24 protein-coding genes are annotated in these 20,542 nt (G+C 55.0%); 16 read left to right on the top strand and 8 right to left on the bottom strand.

Annotated elements, in window-relative coordinates:
* Nucleotide 1 precedes the first annotated feature (1 nt).
* From osmX to clcB, 4 genes are all read left to right on the top strand, one after another.
* Nucleotides 2-901: an osmoprotectant ABC transporter substrate-binding protein OsmX gene (osmX, locus tag ACQG1Y_RS10920; RefSeq protein WP_017694085.1), complete on the top strand. Its 900-nt coding sequence runs from the start codon at nt 2-4 to the stop codon at nt 899-901.
* 8 nt (nt 902-909) lie between these two features.
* Nucleotides 910-1,557, top strand: coding sequence for an osmoprotectant ABC transporter permease OsmW (gene osmW / locus ACQG1Y_RS10915; protein ID WP_006808875.1), 648 nt, complete (start codon nt 910-912; stop codon nt 1,555-1,557).
* Entirely contained in the window at nt 1,557-2,705 is a 1,149-nt protein-coding gene (gene osmV / locus ACQG1Y_RS10910) for an osmoprotectant ABC transporter ATP-binding protein OsmV (RefSeq protein WP_003857446.1), read from the top strand. The genes osmW and osmV overlap by 1 nt, the downstream gene beginning before the upstream one ends.
* Nucleotides 2,706-2,810: 105 nt before the next feature.
* Nucleotides 2,811-4,121: a voltage-gated ClC-type chloride channel ClcB gene (clcB, locus tag ACQG1Y_RS10905; RefSeq protein WP_023296525.1), complete on the top strand. Its 1,311-nt coding sequence runs from the start codon at nt 2,811-2,813 to the stop codon at nt 4,119-4,121.
* Here clcB and bioD read toward each other — a convergent pair.
* The 3 genes from bioD to ACQG1Y_RS10890 form a co-directional block, all read right to left on the bottom strand.
* On the bottom strand, nt 4,056-4,751 hold the full coding sequence (gene bioD / locus ACQG1Y_RS10900) for a dethiobiotin synthase (RefSeq protein ID WP_015570628.1): 696 nt from the start codon (nt 4,749-4,751) through the stop codon (nt 4,056-4,058). The two genes, clcB and bioD, sit on opposite strands and share 66 nt — an antisense overlap.
* Before the next feature lie 129 nt (nt 4,752-4,880).
* Nucleotides 4,881-6,101: a sugar metabolism global transcriptional regulator Mlc gene (mlc, locus tag ACQG1Y_RS10895; RefSeq protein WP_003857451.1), complete on the bottom strand. Its 1,221-nt coding sequence runs from the start codon at nt 6,099-6,101 to the stop codon at nt 4,881-4,883.
* A gap of 121 nt (nt 6,102-6,222) precedes the next feature.
* The gene (locus tag ACQG1Y_RS10890; RefSeq protein WP_015570629.1) at nt 6,223-7,128 is read right to left on the bottom strand and encodes a LysR family transcriptional regulator; all 906 of its coding nucleotides are present in this window, start codon (nt 7,126-7,128) and stop codon (nt 6,223-6,225) included.
* A 121-nt stretch (nt 7,129-7,249) separates the two neighbouring features.
* Between ACQG1Y_RS10890 and ACQG1Y_RS10885 the strand changes: the two genes are divergently transcribed.
* The 8 genes from ACQG1Y_RS10885 (at nt 7,250) to ACQG1Y_RS10850 (ending at nt 13,098) form a co-directional block, all read left to right on the top strand.
* Complete coding sequence (locus ACQG1Y_RS10885; protein WP_045907537.1) at nt 7,250-8,503, top strand: MFS transporter; 1,254 nt, start codon at nt 7,250-7,252, stop codon at nt 8,501-8,503.
* A gap of 170 nt (nt 8,504-8,673) precedes the next feature.
* Nucleotides 8,674-9,156 (top strand): Hcp family type VI secretion system effector, encoded by a 483-nt coding sequence (locus ACQG1Y_RS10880; RefSeq protein WP_047733695.1) that lies wholly within the window; start codon nt 8,674-8,676, stop codon nt 9,154-9,156.
* Nucleotides 9,157-9,167: 11 nt separating this feature from the next.
* Nucleotides 9,168-9,617, top strand: a complete 450-nt coding sequence (locus tag ACQG1Y_RS10875) for an STM2901 family protein (protein WP_045907534.1) — start codon at nt 9,168-9,170, stop codon at nt 9,615-9,617.
* Complete coding sequence (locus tag ACQG1Y_RS10870) at nt 9,602-9,955, top strand: DUF1493 family protein (protein WP_368740492.1); 354 nt, start codon at nt 9,602-9,604, stop codon at nt 9,953-9,955. Before ACQG1Y_RS10875 ends, ACQG1Y_RS10870 begins: the two co-directional genes overlap by 16 nt.
* 100 nt (nt 9,956-10,055) lie before the next feature.
* Complete coding sequence (locus ACQG1Y_RS10865) at nt 10,056-11,543, top strand: carboxypeptidase M32 (protein WP_045907532.1); 1,488 nt, start codon at nt 10,056-10,058, stop codon at nt 11,541-11,543.
* A gap of 149 nt (nt 11,544-11,692) precedes the next feature.
* On the top strand, nt 11,693-11,998 hold the full coding sequence (gene asr / locus ACQG1Y_RS10860; protein ID WP_368740493.1) for an acid resistance repetitive basic protein Asr: 306 nt from the start codon (nt 11,693-11,695) through the stop codon (nt 11,996-11,998).
* A gap of 92 nt (nt 11,999-12,090) precedes the next feature.
* Nucleotides 12,091-12,174, top strand: a complete 84-nt coding sequence (locus ACQG1Y_RS10855) for a hypothetical protein (protein WP_057979992.1) — start codon at nt 12,091-12,093, stop codon at nt 12,172-12,174.
* 102 nt (nt 12,175-12,276) lie between these two features.
* Nucleotides 12,277-13,098, top strand: a complete 822-nt coding sequence (locus ACQG1Y_RS10850; protein ID WP_003857461.1) for a trypsin-like serine peptidase — start codon at nt 12,277-12,279, stop codon at nt 13,096-13,098.
* A 5-nt stretch (nt 13,099-13,103) separates the two neighbouring features.
* Here the strand turns inward: ACQG1Y_RS10850 and mdtI are convergent, their stop codons facing one another.
* From mdtI to ACQG1Y_RS10835, 3 genes are all read right to left on the bottom strand, one after another.
* Nucleotides 13,104-13,433 (bottom strand): multidrug/spermidine efflux SMR transporter subunit MdtI, encoded by a 330-nt coding sequence (gene mdtI / locus ACQG1Y_RS10845; RefSeq protein WP_003857463.1) that lies wholly within the window; start codon nt 13,431-13,433, stop codon nt 13,104-13,106.
* Nucleotides 13,420-13,782, bottom strand: a complete 363-nt coding sequence (gene mdtJ / locus ACQG1Y_RS10840) for a multidrug/spermidine efflux SMR transporter subunit MdtJ (protein ID WP_015570633.1) — start codon at nt 13,780-13,782, stop codon at nt 13,420-13,422. Before mdtJ ends, mdtI begins: the two co-directional genes overlap by 14 nt.
* A gap of 118 nt (nt 13,783-13,900) precedes the next feature.
* Entirely contained in the window at nt 13,901-14,071 is a 171-nt protein-coding gene (locus tag ACQG1Y_RS10835) for a hypothetical protein (protein WP_006808891.1), read from the bottom strand.
* A 132-nt stretch (nt 14,072-14,203) separates the two neighbouring features.
* Here ACQG1Y_RS10835 and ACQG1Y_RS10830 point away from each other — a divergent pair, with 132 nt between their 5' ends.
* The gene (locus tag ACQG1Y_RS10830) at nt 14,204-15,244 is read left to right on the top strand and encodes an AI-2E family transporter (protein ID WP_033487067.1); all 1,041 of its coding nucleotides are present in this window, start codon (nt 14,204-14,206) and stop codon (nt 15,242-15,244) included.
* Here ACQG1Y_RS10830 and ACQG1Y_RS10825 read toward each other — a convergent pair.
* Complete coding sequence (locus ACQG1Y_RS10825; protein ID WP_017384558.1) at nt 15,241-16,188, bottom strand: zinc-dependent alcohol dehydrogenase family protein; 948 nt, start codon at nt 16,186-16,188, stop codon at nt 15,241-15,243. The two genes, ACQG1Y_RS10830 and ACQG1Y_RS10825, sit on opposite strands and share 4 nt — an antisense overlap.
* Entirely contained in the window at nt 16,181-17,215 is a 1,035-nt protein-coding gene (locus ACQG1Y_RS10820; protein ID WP_017384559.1) for an LLM class flavin-dependent oxidoreductase, read from the bottom strand. The genes ACQG1Y_RS10825 and ACQG1Y_RS10820 overlap by 8 nt, the downstream gene beginning before the upstream one ends.
* A gap of 207 nt (nt 17,216-17,422) precedes the next feature.
* On the opposite strand from ACQG1Y_RS10820, the gene yajD reads away from it, so the two are divergent.
* From yajD to ACQG1Y_RS10805, 3 genes are all read left to right on the top strand, one after another.
* Complete coding sequence (gene yajD, locus ACQG1Y_RS10815; protein WP_006808895.1) at nt 17,423-17,770, top strand: HNH nuclease YajD; 348 nt, start codon at nt 17,423-17,425, stop codon at nt 17,768-17,770.
* Nucleotides 17,771-18,029: 259 nt separating this feature from the next.
* Nucleotides 18,030-19,295, top strand: coding sequence for a Y-family DNA polymerase (locus tag ACQG1Y_RS10810; protein ID WP_023303648.1), 1,266 nt, complete (start codon nt 18,030-18,032; stop codon nt 19,293-19,295).
* A 104-nt stretch (nt 19,296-19,399) separates the two neighbouring features.
* Nucleotides 19,400-20,419 (top strand): dipeptidase, encoded by a 1,020-nt coding sequence (locus ACQG1Y_RS10805; RefSeq protein WP_063138808.1) that lies wholly within the window; start codon nt 19,400-19,402, stop codon nt 20,417-20,419.
* The last annotated feature ends 123 nt before the right edge of the window (nt 20,420-20,542 follow it).

Here is a 20,542-nt window from a genome sequence, read left to right as displayed (position 1 = left end):
TATGAGACTGTTTTCCGGGCTGACGGCGCTATGCGCCGCCGCGCTCTTCACCAGCCAGGCGCTCGCCGCGCCGCTGATCCTGGCCACCAAGAGCTTTACCGAGCAGCACATTCTCTCGGCCATGACCGTGCAGTATCTGCAAAAGAAAGGGTTTCAGGTACAGCCTCAGACCAATATTGCAACGGTGATTTCCCGTAACGCGATGATCAACAAGCAGATTGATATGACCTGGGAGTATACCGGCACCTCGCTGATCATCTTCAACCACATCAACAAACGCATGTCGCCGCAGGAATCGTACGAGACGGTGAAACGCCTCGATGCGAAGCACGGTCTGGTGTGGCTTAAACCTGCCGATATGAACAATACCTATGCCTTTGCCATGCAGCGCAAGCGCGCCGAGGCTGAACATATCAATACCATGTCTGAGATGGTGGCAAAGATTGAGCAGATCCGTAAAACCGATCCGGATAACAACTGGCTGCTGGGCCTTGACCTGGAATTTGCCGGGCGCAGCGACGGGATGAAACCGTTGCAGGCGGCCTACAACATGGAGCTGGACCGCCCGCAGATCCGCCAGATGGATCCGGGCCTGGTCTATAACGCGGTGCGCGACGGGTTTGTCGATGCGGGGCTGATCTACACCACCGACGGGCGCGTAAAGGGCTTCGATCTTAAAGTGCTGGAAGACGATAAAGGCTTCTTCCCGAGTTACGCCGTGACGCCAGTTGTTCGGAAAGACACGCTGGAGGCTAATCCGGGGCTTGAGGAGGCGCTGAACACCCTTTCAGCCCAGCTCAATAACGACGTTATCACCGAACTGAATAAGAAGGTGGATATCGACCATCAGTCACCGCAGCAGGTCGCCCGTGATTTCCTGCGTAGCAAACAGTTGCTGTAGGAGGCGCTATGGAGACGATTCACTATATTCTCGACAACTGGGACTATCTCTTAACCCTGACGCTGCAACACCTGTGGCTGGTGGCGCTCGCCGTGGGCCTGGCGATTATTATTGGCGTGCCGCTGGGCATTTTAATTGTCCGCCATAAATGGCTGGCAACGCCGGTGCTGGGAATTGCCACCATTGTGCTCACCATCCCGTCAATTGCGCTTTTCGGCCTCATGATCCCGCTCTTTTCGCTGATCGGTCAGGGCATTGGCGCCCTGCCCGCGATTACGGCGGTGTTCCTCTATTCGCTGCTGCCGATTGTGCGTAACACCCACACGGCGCTCGACAGCCTGCCGCCGGGCCTGCGTGAAGCGGGACGCGGCATCGGCATGACCTTCTGGCAGCGTCTGCGCTGGGTGGAAATCCCGATGGCGTTGCCGGTGATTTTTGGCGGCATCCGCACCGCCGTGGTGATGAACATCGGCGTCATGGCGATTGCCGCCGTGATCGGCGCGGGCGGGCTGGGCCTGCTGCTGCTTAACGGTATTGGCGGGAGTGATATTCGTATGTTGATTGCGGGCGCGCTGATGATTTGCCTTTTAGCGATTGTGCTCGACTGGTTGCTGCACCGTTTGCAGGTGGTACTGACTCCGAAGGGGATTCGATAATGATAAAACTGGAAAACCTCACCAAACAATTTTCACAGAAACACGGCCAGACGTTTAAGGCCGTCGACAACGTCAACCTGAACGTGCCTGAAGGGGAAATGTGCGTGCTGCTCGGCCCGTCCGGCTGCGGGAAAACCACTACCCTGAAGATGATCAACCGTCTCATTACGCCAAGCAGCGGGACGATCCTGATTAACGGCGAAGACACCAGCGGAATGGACACCGTGACCCTGCGTCGCAACATTGGCTACGTGATCCAGCAAATTGGCCTGTTCCCCAACATGACCATCGAAGAGAACATTACCGTCGTGCCGCGCATGCTGGGCTGGGATAAAGCGCGCTGTAAATCCCGTGCCGAGGAGCTGATGGATATGGTGGCAATGGATCCGCATAAATTCCTTCACCGCTATCCGCGCGAAATGTCCGGCGGTCAGCAGCAGCGTATCGGCGTCATCCGCGCGCTGGCAGCGGATCCTCCGGTCCTGCTGATGGATGAACCGTTCGGCGCGGTCGACCCGATTAACCGTGAGGTGATCCAGAACCAGTTCCTGGAGATGCAGCGCAAGCTGAAAAAGACCGTGATGCTGGTGAGCCACGATATTGACGAAGCGCTGAAGCTGGGCGACCGTATTGCCGTCTTCCGTCAGGGACGTATCGTGCAGTGCGCCAGCCCGGACGAGCTGCTGGCGAAACCCGCGAATGAGTTTGTTGGCTCGTTTGTTGGCCAGGACCGGACGTTGAAACGCCTGCTGCTGGTATCGGCGGGCGACGTCACCGACCAGCAGCCTACCATTACGGTACGCGAATCGACGCCGCTGCCGGAGGCCTTCGCCACCATGGATGACAACGATATTCGCGCCATTACCGTGGTTGATGAGCACGGCAAACCGCTCGGCTTTGTGAAGCGCCGCGAAGCGCGTAACGCCAGCGGCAGCTGCGGGGATATTCTGCATCCGTTCCGCATGACCGGTAAGGCCGAGGATAACCTGCGCGTGGTGCTTTCTCGCCTGTATGAGAGCAACACCAGCTGGATGCCGATTGTGGACGAGGACGGACGCTATAACGGCGAAATATCCCAGGATTATATTGCGGAGTATTTGAGCTCAGGGCGTACGCGCCGGGCGTTGAATATTCATAGCGAGAGTTAAGCATTCAGGCCGGGTACTGCCCGGCCTTTTTCCGCACGCATACCTTTTGCTAACCTCCCGATTTACCGCCACAATATTGTATCGTCCCCGTTAAATCACGACTTCATGCAACGTCTTCACGCTTACCCCGACATCCGCGCGATGTTTCGTCGTCTCCTGATTGCTACCGTCACCGGCGTGCTGGCGGCGCTGGCCGTTGCGGTGTTCCGCCACAGCATGTATCTGCTGGAGTGGCTATTTCTCAGCAACGAAAGCGGAAGTCTGGTGAACGCCGCAGCCGCGTTATCACCCTGGCGGCGGGCGCTGACGCCTGCGCTGGGTGGTCTGGCCGCGGGAATGCTACTGTGGGGATGGCAGCGCATGACGGCACAACGTCCCCACGCCCCCACCGATTATATGGAAGCGCTTGAGACGGGTGACGGCCAGTTTGATTACGGCGCCAGCCTGGTGAAATCCCTCGCGTCGTTGCTGGTGGTCGCCAGCGGCAGCGCCATCGGCCGTGAAGGCGCCATGATCCTGCTTGCTGCCCTCGCCGCCTCCTTTTTTGCACAACGTTGTACGCCGAAATCCGAATGGAAACTGTGGATCGCCTGCGGTGCCGCCGCCGGGATGGCCAGCGCCTATCATGCGCCGCTGGCGGGCAGCCTGTTTATCGCAGAGATCCTGTTTGGCACGCTGATGCTGGCCTCCCTCGGCCCGGTGGTGATTGCTGCTGTAGTGGCCCTGCTGACCACGCGCCTGTTAAGTCCCGGCGCGAATACGCTATATGATGTCCATCTCAGCGAGATGCTTACGGCGGTGGATTATTTCCTGATCGTTGGCGTGGGTCTGCTGGCTGGCGTTTGCGGCCCGCTGCTGATGTGGCTGATGGCGGCCAGCCACAGGCTGTTTCTGCGTCTCAAACTTTCACCGCCGTGGCAGCTGGCACTGGGTGGTCTGATCGTCGGGCTGCTGTCGCTGCTAACGCCGAAGGTATGGGGGAATGGCTATAGCGTGGTTCAGGCGTTTTTGCAGTCGCCGCCGCTGCTGTCGGTGATTGCTGGCGTCTTTATTTGCAAACTGCTGGCGGTGCTGGCAAGCAGCGGGTCCGGCGCGCCGGGAGGCGTGTTCACGCCAACCTTGTTTGTCGGTATGGCAACGGGAATGCTGTTTGCGCAGATCTTTGCGCTGTGGTTTCCTGGCTCTGAGACGGCGATCCTGCTCGGGCTGGCGGGTATGGCGACGCTGCTCGCCGCCACAACGCATGCGCCAATCATGTCGGCCTTGATGGTATGTGAGATGACCGGGCAGTATTTTTTACTTCCCGGTTTGCTGGTTGCCTGTGTTGTGGCGTCGGTATTGTCGAGAACGCTACGCCACGACTCGATCTACGGCCAGCATACCGCCGAAAGCCGAGAGATCGATGTAGTGCGCTAATTCGCGCTGCTCGGCGCGGGGCAGATAAGGCAGTTCGCCCACCAGCGGGCCAGGCAGCTTTTTGCTCAGCACATCGATGATTTCAGCGTAGTGCGCAAGGCCCGGGTTAATACGGTTCGCCACCCAACCAATCAGCGGCAGGCCGTCATTAGCGATAGCCTGCGCCGTCAGCAAGGCATGGTTGATGCACCCTTCCTGAATGCCCACGACCATAATCACCGGCAACTGCTCCTGCACCACCCATTCGGAAAGGGGACGTAAATCGTTCATCAGGCTGCGCCAGCCGCCGGTCCCTTCAACGACAACGTGGTCAACCTTTTCACTCAGATTTGCCAGGCCATCAGAAAGCAGGCTGTAGTTGATAAGCCCACTGTGAGCGACGCTGCTTTCCTCTTCGCTTAAGGCGATAGGATTAACGGCATCATAAGGCAGTTCCAGAGACGAGACGCTTTGCAGAACCAGGGCATCCTTATTGCGCAGCCCTTCTGGCGTCTCTTTACTGCCTTTTGCAACCGGCTTGTATCCTGCAACGCGTTTACCGCTTGCCGCCAGGGCCTGAAGTAACGCGCGGGATACGACTGTCTTCCCGACAGACGTATCCGTACCAGTAATAAAGAAACGCTTAAGCATGACTCATTCCACCTCTTGGGTATGCTTCAAAATATAAACCAGGTAAATAATTCAGTGGGGAAAGTCTACGGGATGCGTGCGCTACCGGGCTTGAGATAGCGCAATTTTTCGTACATCTCTGGAAAAGAGTTAGCCCTGTAGCAAACGAATCAGTAACGAGCCGTTGTACATCGCATCTTTTACCAGCGCGGCGCCGGCCATCGTACCCTGGTTGGAAAATTGCGTACTTTCGACCACGATGTTTTTACTGTACGCGGGAAGCGCCTGCTGATTGATGCAGGCGGAAATCGCCGGAAAGAGGATATCCGCCGCCTGGCTGAGCGGGGAGCCGATCAGTATTTTTTGCGGGTTAAACAGGTTCACCATAATGGCCAGAATGCGCCCGACATTATTGCCCACGCCGGTAATAATGTCCTTCGCCAGCAGATCGCCCTGCCTTGCCGCAGCGCACAGTGCCTCGACGCTTAACGGTTGACCGTGCAGCGTGGAGCTCATCGACTGGCTGAGCCGCACCTGCGCCAGCTCCAGCACGCTTTCGACGCTGGCAATCGTCTCCAGACAGCCATGGTTACCGCAGTAGCAGCGTTTTCCGTACGGATCGACCTGCGTATGGCCGATCTCCACCAGGCTACTGCTGCCAGCATGCAACAGACGTCCGTCGGTGATCACACCTGCGCCAACGTTATGATCAATCACCACCTGAATTACGTCGCGTGCGCCCCGGGAGGCACCAAACAATGCCTCCGCCATCGTCCAGGCGCTGATATCATGCTGAATGTAGACCGGCACACCGGTGTGGTTTTCCAGCACGTCGCCCAGCGGCATCTCTTTGACGTTTTCATAAAACGGCATGCGGTGAACAATGCCATTTTCGGTATCAATAATTCCCGGCAGGGTGATCGCAATCGCCGTTAAACGTTCAAGACGCTGCTGGTGACGAATAAAGAACTGGTCGATGTGGGTCAGAATGGCATCGAGAAGTGGTTGCTCTGCATTAAGCGGGAGTTCCAGCCGGTCCTCCACCACCAGCTTGCTGCTGAGGTCGCGCAGCGCGAGGAAGATTTCCCCGCGGCTAATCCGCAGCGACAGGTAGTGCCAGGCTTCCGTTTCCACCACCAGCCCTACCGCCGGACGGCCACGGCTGCCCGGCTCCTGAATTTCTGTTTCCTGAACCAGATGGGCTTCCAGCATTTCGCGGACAATCTTGGTAATACTGGCGGGTGCCAGTTGTGCCAGGCGCGAAAGATCGATACGCGAAACCGGACCAAGCTGATCAATCAGGCGATAAACGGCACCCGCGTTGGTCTGCTTGATCTGATCGATATGCCCTGGCTGACTATCAGCAACCACCTCGTACTCCCTTATTTTCGAGCTTCGAAATAAACTGAGGGCTATGGTGAAGCACTTCAATGGCTGACGTCAAATTTTTACTTAGCCATGTGATTTACTGCACATTTTCGCCCACTTTTCCCTATAAATAATGCCCGCGAGAAGCGGTAATTAATTGTTCTTTGAAACGCTGTGCCGCATGGCTCTGTTCATGATGTTTAGACCACACCAGCCACATCTCTGAGACTGCATCCTGCTCGGCTATCTTCACCCAGCGCATTTCCGCCAGTTGTACCCGTTTAAATGAGGCCGGGAGAATCGATACGCCAAGCCCTGCGGCAACGAGACCAATGATCGTCATGGCTTCCCCCACCTCCTGCGCGATAGTCGGGACAAGGCCATATCGCCGCATCAGACCAAGAATATCGTCATACAACCCGGTACCCACCTGTGGGTCAAAAAAGACAAACGGCTCTTTCGCCAGTTCAGCCAGCGAGACGCTGTGCTGCGCGGCGAGCGGATGATCCCGGGGGATCATCGCCATCAGCGGTTCGCGGAGGATCACCTGCCACGCCAGGGTATCAGGCAACTGCGTGTTACGCATCAGCCCCAGGTCGAGCGATCCTTCGTTAAGCGGCGATATCTGCTCCCGGGTATTTATTTCGCGCGTCTGAATATGCACATCCGGAAAGTTACGGCGAAACGAGGATAGCGTTTGTGAAACAGCGCTGATAAAGGGGGCCGATGAGGTAAACCCGATGCGCAGCTCCCCCGTCTCCCCAAGATAAAGCCGTTCCGCTCTGGCGGCGGCGTCCTCCACCATACTCAGGATCTGCCGGCTATCGGCGAGAAACTGTTTTCCCGCCGCCGTCAGGCTCACGCTGCGGTTGGTTCGCGCCAGCAGACGCGCCCCGACCTGCTGCTCCAGGATCTGGATCTGCTGGCTTAGCGGTGGCTGAGAGATATTCAGCCTTGCCGCCGCACGACCAAAATGCAGCTCTTCGGCAACGGCGACAAAATAGCGCAGATGGCGCAGCTCGATATTCATATTTTTAAAGTATCATTTGAGATTATTAATATATTAGACAGAATATTTACATTTTCCTACCCTAATCTTGTGGTCATACCCGTCACCAGAAAACACGGGGATGTTTAAGCAAGGATTATGTGTGAGCCGTACAACGACCGTTGATATCGCGCCGGCCAGCGACATCGATGATTTACCCGCAGCACCGCAGCCGGTTCAGTTTATTAAACGTGGTACCCCTCAGTTTATGCGCGTCACGCTGGCGCTCTTCTCAGCAGGTCTCGCCACTTTTGCCCTGCTCTACTGCGTTCAGCCGATCCTGCCGGTCCTGTCGCATGAATTTGGCGTGTCGCCAGCCAGCAGCAGTATTTCGCTCTCCATTTCAACCGGGATGCTGGCGATCGGTCTGCTGTTCACCGGGCCACTTTCGGATGCCATCGGACGTAAGCAGGTCATGGTAACGGCGTTAATGCTGGCCTCCGTGTGTACCTTGCTGTCCACCATGATGACCAGCTGGCACGGCATTCTGGTCATGCGCGCGCTGATTGGGTTATCCCTCAGCGGCGTGGCGGCGGTCGGGATGACCTATCTCAGCGAGGAGATCCACCCGAGCTTCGTGGCCTTCTCCATGGGGCTATACATTAGCGGGAACTCTATCGGCGGGATGAGCGGACGCCTGCTCAGCGGTGTGTTTACTGATTTCTTTAACTGGCGCATTGCACTGGCCGTTATCGGCTGCTTCGCCCTCGCTTCGGCGCTGATGTTCTGGAAAATCCTGCCGGAATCGCGCCATTTCCGCCCGACCTCCCTGCGTCCGAAAACGTTATTTATCAACTTTCGTCTGCACTGGCGCGATCAAGGGCTGCCCCGTTTGTTCCTGACTGGTTTCCTGCTGATGGGCTCGTTCGTGACGCTGTTTAATTACATCGGCTATCGTCTGATGCTTTCACCGTGGCATCTTAGTCAGGCATTGGTGGGTTTGCTCTCTGTGGCATATCTCACCGGGACATGGAGTTCGCCAAAAGCGGGCGCCATGACCGCGCGCTTCGGTCGTGGTCCGGTGATGCTGGTTTCCACCGCCGTGATGCTGTTCGGACTGCTGATGACGCTTTTCTCTTCCCTGTGGCTGATTTTTGCCGGAATGCTGCTCTTCTCTGCGGGCTTCTTTGCCGCGCATTCCGTTGCCAGCAGCTGGATTGGCCCACGCGCGCGCCGCGCCAAAGGTCAGGCTTCGTCACTGTATCTGTTCAGTTACTATCTCGGTTCCAGCATAGCCGGTACGCTCGGCGGGGTGTTCTGGCATAACTACGGCTGGAACGGCGTGGGCGGATTTATCGCGCTGATGTTGTGCGCGGCACTGCTGGTGGGCGCGAGCCTGCATAAACGTTTGAAATAGGTTAACGTTATCCCCGCATGAACGTAATTGTGCGGAGCTCATTTCTGACGTTAGTTATACTTAATTCAAAATTAAGAAAAATCAATGACTTATCACCATTTCGTGTATTTATCACCCTTCCCTCTCTCTGTAAGCTCATTGGCTCCATTCTATGAAAAGAGGGATTTTACATGGCTATTCCAGGCAACATGTGGTTGTACGATGACGGTGGTGCACTGATCAAAGGCGGTTGCGACGTGCAGCAAAGGGAGTACAGCATTGAATTTAAAGGTTTTCACCATAATCTTTCCACGCCGACCGATAATCTGACAGGTAAACCTACAGGTAAGCGCATCCACTCCCCGATGATGATTGTTAAGGAATTCGATTACTCATCACCCTATCTCTATAAGGCAGTCGCCACTGGTCAGGCTCTGCAAAAAGCCGAACTCAAGTTCTACAAGATCAATGATGCAGGCCTGGAAGCGGAGTACTTCAATATTCTTCTGGAGGGCGTGCGGATTGTTTCGGTATCACCTGCCATGGCCGCGCCGGGTGACAACAATAATAACCACCTCGAAACGGTTGAATTGCGCTACGAGAAAATTACCTGGAAGCATAACGACGGCAATATTATTTTCTCTGATTCATGGAATGAACGGGCGACAGTGTAACTGGGGTCGATATGGATACAATCGAAGAAGTTAACGGCACTTACTTTTACAGAGGCCATTCAAACGTCACTCCGGGCGAGTTACTTGAGATCATTTTTCTGGAGGAGTTCTGTATAGAGTTGGGGATAGATGCCGTTTCAGGTGCAGCTATTTTGGGCGGGCAACCGTGGTTAGGTACGCGAACGAAGCCAGGGAATGCCATTGAAGGAACAAGCGTCATTTCAAAGTATGCGCGAATGATTTTGAAGGATGTTAAAACCCCATTCGGAATTCGAGTCAAAACACCGGTGGGTGTACGGATGAGAACAACAACAAGCCTTGCCGCTGTTATTGCCCGCTATTGTCCCTGGTTAGGTTGGGGGTCATTAGTTACCACCCTTTACAGAATTTCGACACGCACTCAGGAGAAATATAACCTGATCGCACGACCTAAAGACCGTATACAGTGGACATCGTTCTAATGCTGACAGACGAAATTAGCTCTAAAGTCCTTGATATGTTCAACAATGAAATTTCACGTGAACTTGACGATAACTGGAACGAGATATTGCTTGAACTCGATTCTGATTTATTCGGTTCACCAGGCGATGACCTCCACGATGCGTTAAACCGTTTCGAGAAAGAGTTTAACGTGGATTTATCTGGTGTTAACTGGTCTCGTTATTTCCCCTGGCAGAACACACCATTACTACAGCGCTGGTTTAAGCTGAAGCGGGAAGAGGTGGAAGCAACCCGCATCCCGTTAACCGTAAGAATGTTTGCTGAGTCCGCAAAAGCTGGAAAATGGCTCTACGACTGAATTGACAGGGGCTTCACGCCCCTGACATCAAAAGCGCACGGTTCCTCTCTAAATCGCGTTACACTCCCCAGACACTTTCAACCGAACGAGAACAATAACTATGCAGAAAAATGTTTCTTATCAAAAACTCACCCGCACCTTCCAGCGCCTCTCCCGCTTCTCGCACCTCTCCTCCATCGCCAGCTGGGACATGTTCACCATGATGCCGCCAGGTGGCAGTGCCGCGCGCGGTGAAGCGCTGGCGGAGATGAGCGTCCTGCAACATCAGATCCTGACCGATAAAAAAGTGGGTGAATGGCTGGCGGCGGCGGCAGACGAAGATCTGAATGACGTTGAGCAAGCCAACCTGCGTGAAATGACACGCCACTACCAGCAGGCCACTTTACTGCCGGAATCGCTGGTGGAGGCCAAATCGCTGGCGGGCAGCAGGTGTGAACACGCCTGGCGCACTCAGCGTCCGGCCAACGACTGGCAGGGCTTTTCAGCCAACCTGAAAGAGGTGGTGAAACTCAGTCGTGAAGAGGCCCGCCTGCGCGCTGAGGCTAAAGGCTGCACGCCTTACGACGCGCTGCTGGATATCTTTGAACCCGACATGACCAGCGCTCGCCTGGATGTGCTGTTCGGCGATCTGAAGTCCTGGCTGCCGGAGCTGCTGGCAAAGGTTGTGGAAAAACAGGCTCAACGATCGTTCGTTCCGCCACAGGGTCCCTTCCCGACCGCCACGCAGCGCGAGCTGGGCCTGGAAGCGATGAAAATGCTTGGCTTCGATTTTAATGGCGGTCGTCTGGACGTTAGCGCTCACCCGTTCTGCGGCGGCGTGCCGGAAGATGTGCGTATCACCACGCGTTACGATGAAGATGAACTGCTCAGCGCGCTTTTCGGCGTGATCCACGAAACCGGACATGCCCGCTACGAGCAAAACCTTCCGCGAGCGTGGGCCGGCCAGCCCGTTGCGCTGGCGCGCTCTACGGCGATCCATGAATCCCAGAGCTTGTTCTTTGAAATGCAGCTGGGCCGCAGCGACGCTTTCCTGAAGCATCTGCTTCCGGCGGTTCATGCCCGTTTCGGCAGCCAGGCGGCATTCAGCGAAGAGAATTTTATTGCCTGGAACCAGCGCGTGAAGCCGGGCTACATCCGCGTTGATGCGGATGAAGTGAGCTATCCGGCGCATGTGGTGCTGCGCTATGAGATCGAGCGCGCGCTAATCAATGGCGAAATTGAAGTCGATGATATTCCCGCGTTATGGGATGAGAAAATGCAGGCGTGGCTTGGGTTATCCACCAAAGATAACTACCGCAACGGCTGTATGCAGGATATCCACTGGACCGACGGCGGTTTTGGCTACTTCCCGTCTTACACGCTGGGGGCAATGTATGCGGCACAGCTGTTCCATGCCGCCAAAACTGCGCTGCCCGGGTTGCAGGCATCCATTGCCGGGGGCGATTTCTCGGCGCTGTTTGACTGGCTGCGTCAGAATATCTGGCAGCACGGCAGCCGTTTCAGCACGTCGCAGCTCATCACCCAGGCCACGGGTGAAGATCTGAATATCCGCTACTTCCGCGAACACCTGACGTCCCGCTACCTGTAACCGAACGCGCCGGGGGTCCACCCTGGCGTTGTACATATGGTTACACGCCGATACCAATCACTCACGGAAACCCCGAATTTACAGGGATATAGTTATTTCAACGGCCCCGCAGTGGGGTTAAATGAGAAACCAAATTCGAGGGTATGAAAATGAAAAAAGTATTAGCTCTGGTTGTTGCCGCTGCTATGGGTCTGTCTTCCGCTGCATTCGCGGCTGAAACTACCGCCACCGCAGCGCCTGCGGCATCCACCGCTGCTCCGGCCAAAACGGTTCACCATAAAAAACATCACAAAGCGGCTAAACCAGCGGCAGAACAGAAAGCGCAGGCCGCGAAAAAGCACCATAAAAAAGCGGCAAAACCTGCGGTAGCGCAGAAAGCCCAGGCGGCTAAAAAACATCACAAAAAAGCGGCAAAACACGAAGCGGCTAAACCTGCTGCACAGCCAGCAGCGTAAGAGTACAAGCTTAACCGTGCCCTTCGGGGCACGTTGGTAAATCGGCGCTGAACGGGTTTGCGGTCAGCGCCGTTTTTTTATCCGGAGGGCGTATGCTGCGGCGCTATCGGTTTGAGTTCATTCTTATCCTGCTAATTTTATGCGCGCTCATCGCCAGCCACTTTTATCTTTCCTGAATGTAGCACGCTGATTTTACTCCCACTTTCTCGCCGTCGCGTCTATAGTATTTTCATAGGGTTCACTTTTAATAATCATAATTACCCCCACCAGAGTGTGATATGCGTAAATCTGTTGTGTTGTTACTGGGAACGTTTAGCCTTTTTGCTGGCTTTTCACATGCGGATGATGGCGACGATGACGCCATTAGCGCCAAAGAGGTAAAGACGCTGTTTTTTGGTCATGACGATCGTACGCGTGTCACCGATCCTACCGAATCGCCCTGGGATGCCATCGGGCAACTGGAAACCGCCAGCGGCAATTTATGTACCGCGACCCTCATTACGCCACGCCTTGCGCTGACGGCGGGTCATTGCCTGTTAATGCCGCCTGAAGGCAAACCGGATAAAGCGATCGCCCTGCGCTTTGTGTCGCAAAAAGGAATATGGCGCTACGAAATTCACGGTATTGAGGGGCGGGTGGATCCGTCGCTTGGCAAACGCCTGAAACCGGATGGCGATGGCTGGATTGTGCCGCCCGGGGCGGCCTCCTGGGATTTCGGGCTGATCGTTTTACGTTATCCGCCGTCCGGGATCACCCCGCTGCCGCTCTTTGATGGCGATAAAGCAGCGCTCACCGCCGCCCTGAAAGCCGCCGATCGAAAAGTGACGCAGTCAGGCTACCCTGTTGATCACCTCGATTCGCTGTACACCCATACGGACTGCGTGGTGACGGGCTGGGCGCAAAACAGCGTACTGTCGCATCAGTGCGATACGCTACCGGGTGATAGCGGATCGCCCCTGATGTTAAAAACCGATAACGGCTGGCAGCTGATTGGCGTTCAGAGTTCTGCGCCAGCGGCGAAAGACCGCTGGCGCGCCGATAACCGGGCGTTGTCGGTGACCGGTTTTCGCGACCGGCTGGAAGCCCTGGCGCAGCAGTAGGTCACTCAGGCCAGTTTAATCATGATCATGCCGGCGAGCAGTAATACCAGCCCTATCCAGCCTTTATTGTTTAAACGCTGCCCGAACATAATCCAGCCTGCCGCCAGGGTGGCGGCAATACCGAAGCCCCCCCACAGCGCATAGGCCACGGACAGATCGATGCCTTTCACCGCCTGCGACAGGGCGCTAAACGCCCCCAGAACCGCGGCAATCGATAACAGGCCGTAGGCTTTACGACGAAAACCGTCGGAGAACTTCAGAAAGACGTTGGCAATAATTTCCAGAACGATGGCGAAAGCCAGCCAGGCCGCGTGGATCCATTCAAACTGCTGCATGGGTCTGCTCCTTCTGCTGTTTTGCCGGTTTGCGTGTACCCGATTTAATCAGCACGATACCTGCGACCAGGGTCGTCAGCCCGGCAATTTTCATTGTCGTCAGGGTTTCATCAAATAACATGACGCTAAACAGCGTAATCAATAAAATACCAATACCTTCCCACAATGCGTATGCCACGCCCAGCGCGATTTTTTTAACCGCAAAAGAGAGGAAAATATAGGAAAGCGTAATCATGACCAGCATCAAAATAAAACCGGTGCTGCCATCACTCACGCTTGCCCATTTCATCGACAAGGTGCCGGTAATTTCAGCGACGATCGCCAGAGCTAATAAAATCCAGTAAAACATGTTTTTTCTCCTGCTTGAGAATATAATCCATCGAGGCTCGCTGCGGACAGCAAACCAAAAAATTGGGAATTAAATCAGTTAGCTAAGCGCATAGCGCCAGCTCAGGCAGAAGACGTGACTATAGCGCGGAACGCCAGTGTTGCTCACCAGAAAGCAGGCAGAGGGAGGTTGAAAACAGAGCAGAGTTGTTTGAAAAATACGTCCTGAACAAATTGTCCATAAAATTACAATTATCCGCGGTGTTGCTTCTCGTCTTTGCGGATGAAAATTGTCCTCGGTAGTTGAACACGCCTGATTTGTATCATAAGCCAGGAATTTACTCAAAGCCTTTTCATTTCTTTACCCAGTCTGTTTGATTTTGGTTAGTTTTTTTAATCCGCTTTCCCCTCTATTATAAATAAAAAACTGTTCAGGAACGTCCATGGCCAAACCTATTATCACCCTCAACGGGCTTAAGATCGTCATCATGCTGGGCATGCTGGTGATCATTCTGACCGGCGTTCGTTTTGCGGCCGATATCATCGTGCCTTTTATCCTGGCGCTTTTTATCGCGGTGATCCTCAATCCGCTAGTGCAGCGAATGGTGCGGCTGCGCATCCCGCGTGTGCTGGCGATAAGCCTGCTTATCAGTATTATTATCGTTGCGATGGTGCTGTTAGTCGCCTATCTGGGAACCTCCCTGAACGAGCTGGCGCGGACGCTACCGACATACCGCTCTTCCCTGGCGACCCCGCTGCTGCAAATTGAACCCTGGCTGCAACGCGCGGGTATCGAAGTCTCGGTTGAGGAACTGCTTAAATACATCGATCCGAATGCCGCCATGACGATTGTCACCAGCCTGCTGGCACAACTCTCCAACGCCATGACCTCGATTTTCCTGCTGTTCCTGACGGTTGTGTTTATGCTGCTGGAAGTTCCACAGCTACCTGCAAAGCTCCAGCACATCATGGTGCGTCCGGTAGAGGGAATGGGCGCCATTCAGCGCGCGCTCGACAGCGTTTCACGCTATCTGGTGCTGAAAACGGCCATCAGCCTGGTGACGGGATTAGTGGTCTGGGGGATGCTCGCCGCGCTGGATGTGCGTTTTGCCTTCGTCTGGGGGCTGCTGGCCTTTGCGCTCAACTATATTCCTAACATCGGCTCCGTGCTGGCGGCGATCCCCCCTATCCTTCAGGTGCTGGTTTTCAGCGGTTTGTATGATGCCCTGATTCTGCTGGCAGGCTATCTGGTGATTAACCTTGTCTTCGGGAACATTCTCGAACCACGGATAATGGGACGCGGGCTGGGGCTTTCAACCCTTGTTGTGTTCCTGTCCCTGATTTTCTGGGGCTGGCTGCTCGGGCCTGTCGGCATGCTGCTCTCCGTTCCGCTGACAATTATTGTCAAAATTGGCCTGGAGCAGACCGCCGGTGGACAAAGTATCGCTGTACTGCTGAGCGACATGAGCCATAAGGTCGATTAATTGTCCATCGACAGCATGGGCTTACCCGTTCTTCCCGCTTCGCGATAGTTGCCCACTGCCCGCTGCCATTCCGACAGCGGGTAGAGGGTGACATCGCTGCACTGGCTGGCGCGCAGTTTAGGCCAGATGCGCCGAAACTCCGCCTGCCACGCCTCAGCGCTCAGCGCGTCCAGATAGTTACGAATGTGAAACCACGCCACGCGCGGCAACGGCCGTTGCTGCCGGAAGGTCTGCCCGGAGAGTAGCCCGTAGCAGACAAAGGTGCCGGTTTCGGGCATCACGCTCAGGATCGTCTCCGCCAGACTGCCGCCCGTGGCGTCGTACACCACCTCCGCTTGCGCAGCGGCAGCGTTGACGGCGGTCGTATCATGTTGCGCAATCGGGACGATCCCCATTTCAGCCAGACGTTGAGCGTGCACGGGCGAGCGATGGATCCCGTAAACCGCCTCCGCACCCGCCTGGCGTGCCCATTGCCCGAGCAGAACGGCGCAGTCAGAACCGGCAGCGGTGAGCAGCACCGTTTTCCCGACCGGAGGATAGCGGTCCAGCATCATCTGTGCGGCAAGCGGGTTGATATACGCCCGCGCGGCAAGTAGCGAGTCGACGTCGTCCGGGACGGGAACCGCATACGCCGCCGGGCAGTCGACATAGCGCTGCCAGGTTCCCTGCCCCCGTAACGGCAGGACCCGCTTGCCCAGCAGCGCCGGATAAGCGGCGGGCGTTTCGGTCACTATTCCGACCCCTTCATAACCGGCTATCGCAGGCAGCGGCGTGCGATGGCGATATGCTCCGGTGATGGGGATGAGATCGGAGGCGTTCACCGGGGAAAAAAGCATGCGCACGCGTATCTCTCCCGGCTGTCGCGGCGACAATGGTGTAGTTTCCGCTTGCAGTACCGATTCAGGCTCACCAAACCGGCGATACCAGAGAGCCAGATTAAGCATTGCGATCGCGCCATCCCATTTCCGGTGCGACATGTTTCAGGATGGACTCGATCACATGTGCGTTGTATTCCACGCCCAGCTGATTCGGCACGGTAAGTAACAGCGTATCCGCTTCCGCGATCGCTTCATCCTTTTTCAACTGTTCAATCAGCTTGTCTGGCTCTGCGGCATAGCTGCGTCCGAAAATGGCCCGCGTTTTCTCATCCAGATAGCCCACGCTGTCGCTCTCATTGCGGCTTGAACCGAAATACATCCGGTCGCGATCGTCCATCAGGGCAAAAATACTGCGGCTGACCGAAACGCGTGGCTGACGGGTATGCCCTGCCTCAGCCCAGGCCTGTCGGTAGGCACGGATCTGTTTTGCCTGCTGAATATGGAACGGCTCGCCGGTTTCATCATCTTTCAGCGTTGAGCTTTGCAGGTTCATCCCCAGTGTTGCCGCCCATACTGCCGTTGCATTAGAGCCAGCCCCCCACCAGATACGATCGCGTAAGCCTTCTGAATGCGGCTCCAGACGCAACAATCCCGGCGGGTTTGGGAACATCGGCTGTGGGTTAGGCTTTGCAAACCCTTCACCGCGTAATACATCAAGCAGTACCTCAGTGTGGCGGCGCGCCATATCTGATTCGTTTTCCCCTTCCTGCGGCACGTAACCAAAATAACGCCAGCCATCAATCACCTGCTCCGGGGAACCCCGGCTGATACCAAGCTGTAATCGCCCGCCGGAGATGAGATCTGCCGCGCCAGCATCTTCCGCCATATACAGCGGATTTTCATACCGCATGTCGATCACGCCCGTCCCGATTTCGATGCGTTTGGTTTTCGCGCCTATTGCAGCCAGCAAGGGGAATGGCGAACTGAGCTGGCGGGCAAAGTGATGCACACGGAAATAAGCCCCGTCCGCGCCCAGCTCTTCGGCGGCGACCGCCAGATCGATGGACTGTAACAGCGTGTCAGCCGCGGTTCGCGTGCCGGACTGGGGTGACGGCGTCCAGTGACCAAACGACAAAAATCCGATCTTTTTCATAGTGGAGTATCCTGATAAAGCATTGCGTTATCCCTACTCTACGCATTAACGGATGAGAATAAATGGTGATTATTTAACGGAATGCTTCAAATAAACTGACAGAAATACGCAAATCGCACGCTGCCTTCCCGCAGAGGAGGCATTCTCCTGACATCTCATAATGGGATATAGTGTGAATTATTCTCTTTTTAACAGGTAACATCAGCAATGGCTCTGATCCCCAAAAACTACGCACGGCTGGAAAGCGGCTACCGTGAAAAAGCGCTAAAAATCTACCCCTGGGTTTGTGGACGCTGCTCGCGTGAGTTTGTTTATTCAAATCTTCGTGAACTCACGGTTCACCATATCGACCACGATCACACCAATAACCCGGAAGATGGCAGTAACTGGGAGCTGTTGTGCCTGTTTTGTCACGATCACGAACACTCAAAGTACACCGAAGCGGATCAGTATGGCACCACCGTTGTCGCGGGTGAGGATGCGCAAAAAGACGTGGGTGTCGCCACGTTTAACCCCTTTGCCGATCTCAAGGCGATGATGAACAAGAAGAAGTAATATCGACGGCTTCACTGCCCATACCTGTCGTATGGGCACTTATATTCCTTAAACATTTCATTAAATACCCTTTCCGCCAGATTTGCCTCGCCGCCATTCTGAACATAACCCTCTCCCTCCTGCACCCGTACGACGTCACTCCTCGTTCCCCCTTGATCTTTGCTATCAACATACAATACTGTATATAAATACAGTCTTAATTAACGGTGATCATAATGCAGTTTTTCACCCCTCCTGGCGATACCAGAGCGAGCTGACCATGTTTGCACTGTGTGATGTGAACGCTTTCTATGCTTCCTGTGAAACGGTTTTTCGCCCGGACCTGAAGGGACGACCGGTGGTCGTGTTGTCCAATAACGATGGGTGCGTCATCTCTCGCTCCGCTGAAGCCAAACCCTTTGTGAAAATGGGTGAACCGTACTTCAAACAGAAAGATCTCTTCAGGCATCATGGCGTGGTTTGTTTCAGCAGTAATTATGAACTTTACGCGGATATGTCCAACCGGGTAATGAACACGCTTGAAGAGATGTCGCCTCGTAGCGAAATATACTCAATTGATGAGATCTTTTGCGATCTTACCGGCGTGCGTAATTGTCGCGATCTTTCCGATTTTGGGCATGAAATGAGAGCGACCGTACTGCAACGCACCCATCTGACCGTCGGGGTGGGCATCGCACCCACAAAGACGCTGGCGAAACTGGCAAATCACGCGGCGAAACGCTGGCAGCGCCAGACGGGAGGCGTTGTTGATTTATCCAATGTGGATCGTCAGAGAAAGCTGATGGCGGCGCTACCCGTCGAAGACGTTTGGGGTGTAGGACGTCGCATAGCGAAGAAGCTTGAGATGATGGGGATTAAGACCGTCCTGCAACTGGCAGACACCGATATCCGGTTCATAAGAAAACATTTCAATGTCGTGCTGGAGAGAACGGTGCGTGAATTACGGGGCGAATCGTGTCTTGAACTGGAAGAGTTTGCCCCGGTAAAGCAAGAAATCGTCTGTTCGCGCTCGTTTGGCGAACGCCTCACCGAATATGACGATGTACGCCAGGCCATCTGTAGTTATGCCGCCCGGGCAGCAGAAAAACTTCGCAATGAGCATCAGCATTGCCGCTTTATCTCCGTATTTGTTAAAACCTCGCCCTTCGCGCTTAACGAGCCATATTATGGCAATAGCGCGTCGGTAAAACTGCTCACCCCAACCCAGGATAGCCGGGATATTATCGGCGCATCAGTTCGTTGTCTGGATGCGGTCTGGAAGAACGGCCATCGGTACCAGAAAGCCGGAGTGATGCTGGGAGATTTTTATAGCCAGGGCGTCGCGCAACTTAATCTGTTTGACGACAACGCACCCAGGAAAAACAGCCAAAAGTTAATGGATGTATTAGACCATCTGAATGCTGAAAATGGCCGTGGCACGCTTTACTTCGCGGGACAGGGTATACAGCAGCCGTGGCAGATGAAACGGGAAATGCTTTCACCCCGCTACACCACCCGCTTTGCGGATCTCCTCACTGTTAAGTGATATTAACAATTGCTGCTAAGTTGTAATTTTCCCCTTGCCGGACCGGACAAATCGGTTATCGTGCCAGGCAACTTTCGCAGCAATAAAAGACAGTGGGATGCGCTATGGCGATTTTTGATGGTCACAATGACCTGTTGCTTAATTTATGGCTTCACCATCGCCAGGATCCGGTAACAGCTTTCTTCTCCGGCATTGAGACGGGACACCTCGATTATCCACGCATGCAGCAAGGCGGATTTTCCGGCGGGCTGTTCGCGCTGTTCGTGCCGCCGCAGGAGTATATCGCCCGCATGGCGCCACAATACGCCAGCGAGCCGTGGCAGCCGGTCGACATTCTCTGGCAGCAGCTGACGATCCTTAAGCAGCTTGTCGCCCACTCCGATGGCCGGGCGCGATTGTGCCTGAGCGCGGCGGATATCGAACGCTGCCGTCAGGATAAAGTGCTGGCGATGGTGGCGCATATTGAGGGCGCGGGCGGTTTTGACGGCGAGGGAGACGATCTACAGGCTTTCTATACCGCCGGGGTGCGCAGCATTGGGCCTTTCTGGAACATTGCTAACCGTTTTGGCACCGGCGTTAACGGGGCGTTTCCCGGCAGCCCGGACAGCGGCCCAGGGCTTACCGCTGAGGGTATCGCCCTCATTAAGCACGCTAACGTCCTGAACATGCTGATTGATGTTTCGCATATGAATGAAAAAGCGTTCTGGGATACCGCTCGTCATTCCTCTTCACCGCTGGTCGCCACCCATTCCAACGCCCATACGCTGTGCCCGCAACCGCGCAATCTGACCGATCGGCAGCTGCTGGCTATCCGCGACAGCGGCGGCGTGGCAGGCGTCAATTTCGGCAACGCGTTTTTGCGCGCCGACGGTAAACGCGATAGCGATACCCCGCTGAGTACGATTGTTCGCCATATCGACTATCTTATTAACATCATGGGTGACGATCATGTCGCGCTGGGCTCCGATTTTGACGGCATTACGTTGCCTGATGACTTACACGATGTGAGTGGTTTACCGCGGCTAATCAGCGCGTTGCGTGACAGCGGCTATGATCAATTTGTGCTGAATAAGCTGCTGTGGGGCAACTGGCAAAAGGTATTGCAAAATGTTTGGCAACAATAGGTTACGTTGTAAACATTAAGTTAATTCCTTACATCTTTCGGGTTGAGCTTTGCCCTCCTGTGACGCATTATTTGATGACCATCACAAAACTGGCACAAACAATGGCGTTGGTGCTGCTTTTTT

Origin of the sequence: Enterobacter cloacae complex sp. 397G4, assembly GCF_050031515.1 — a bacterium.
In the GTDB taxonomy this organism is placed as follows: Bacteria; Pseudomonadota; Gammaproteobacteria; order Enterobacterales; family Enterobacteriaceae; genus Enterobacter; species Enterobacter hormaechei_C.
This window is presented reverse-complemented; position numbering and strand designations above follow the sequence as displayed.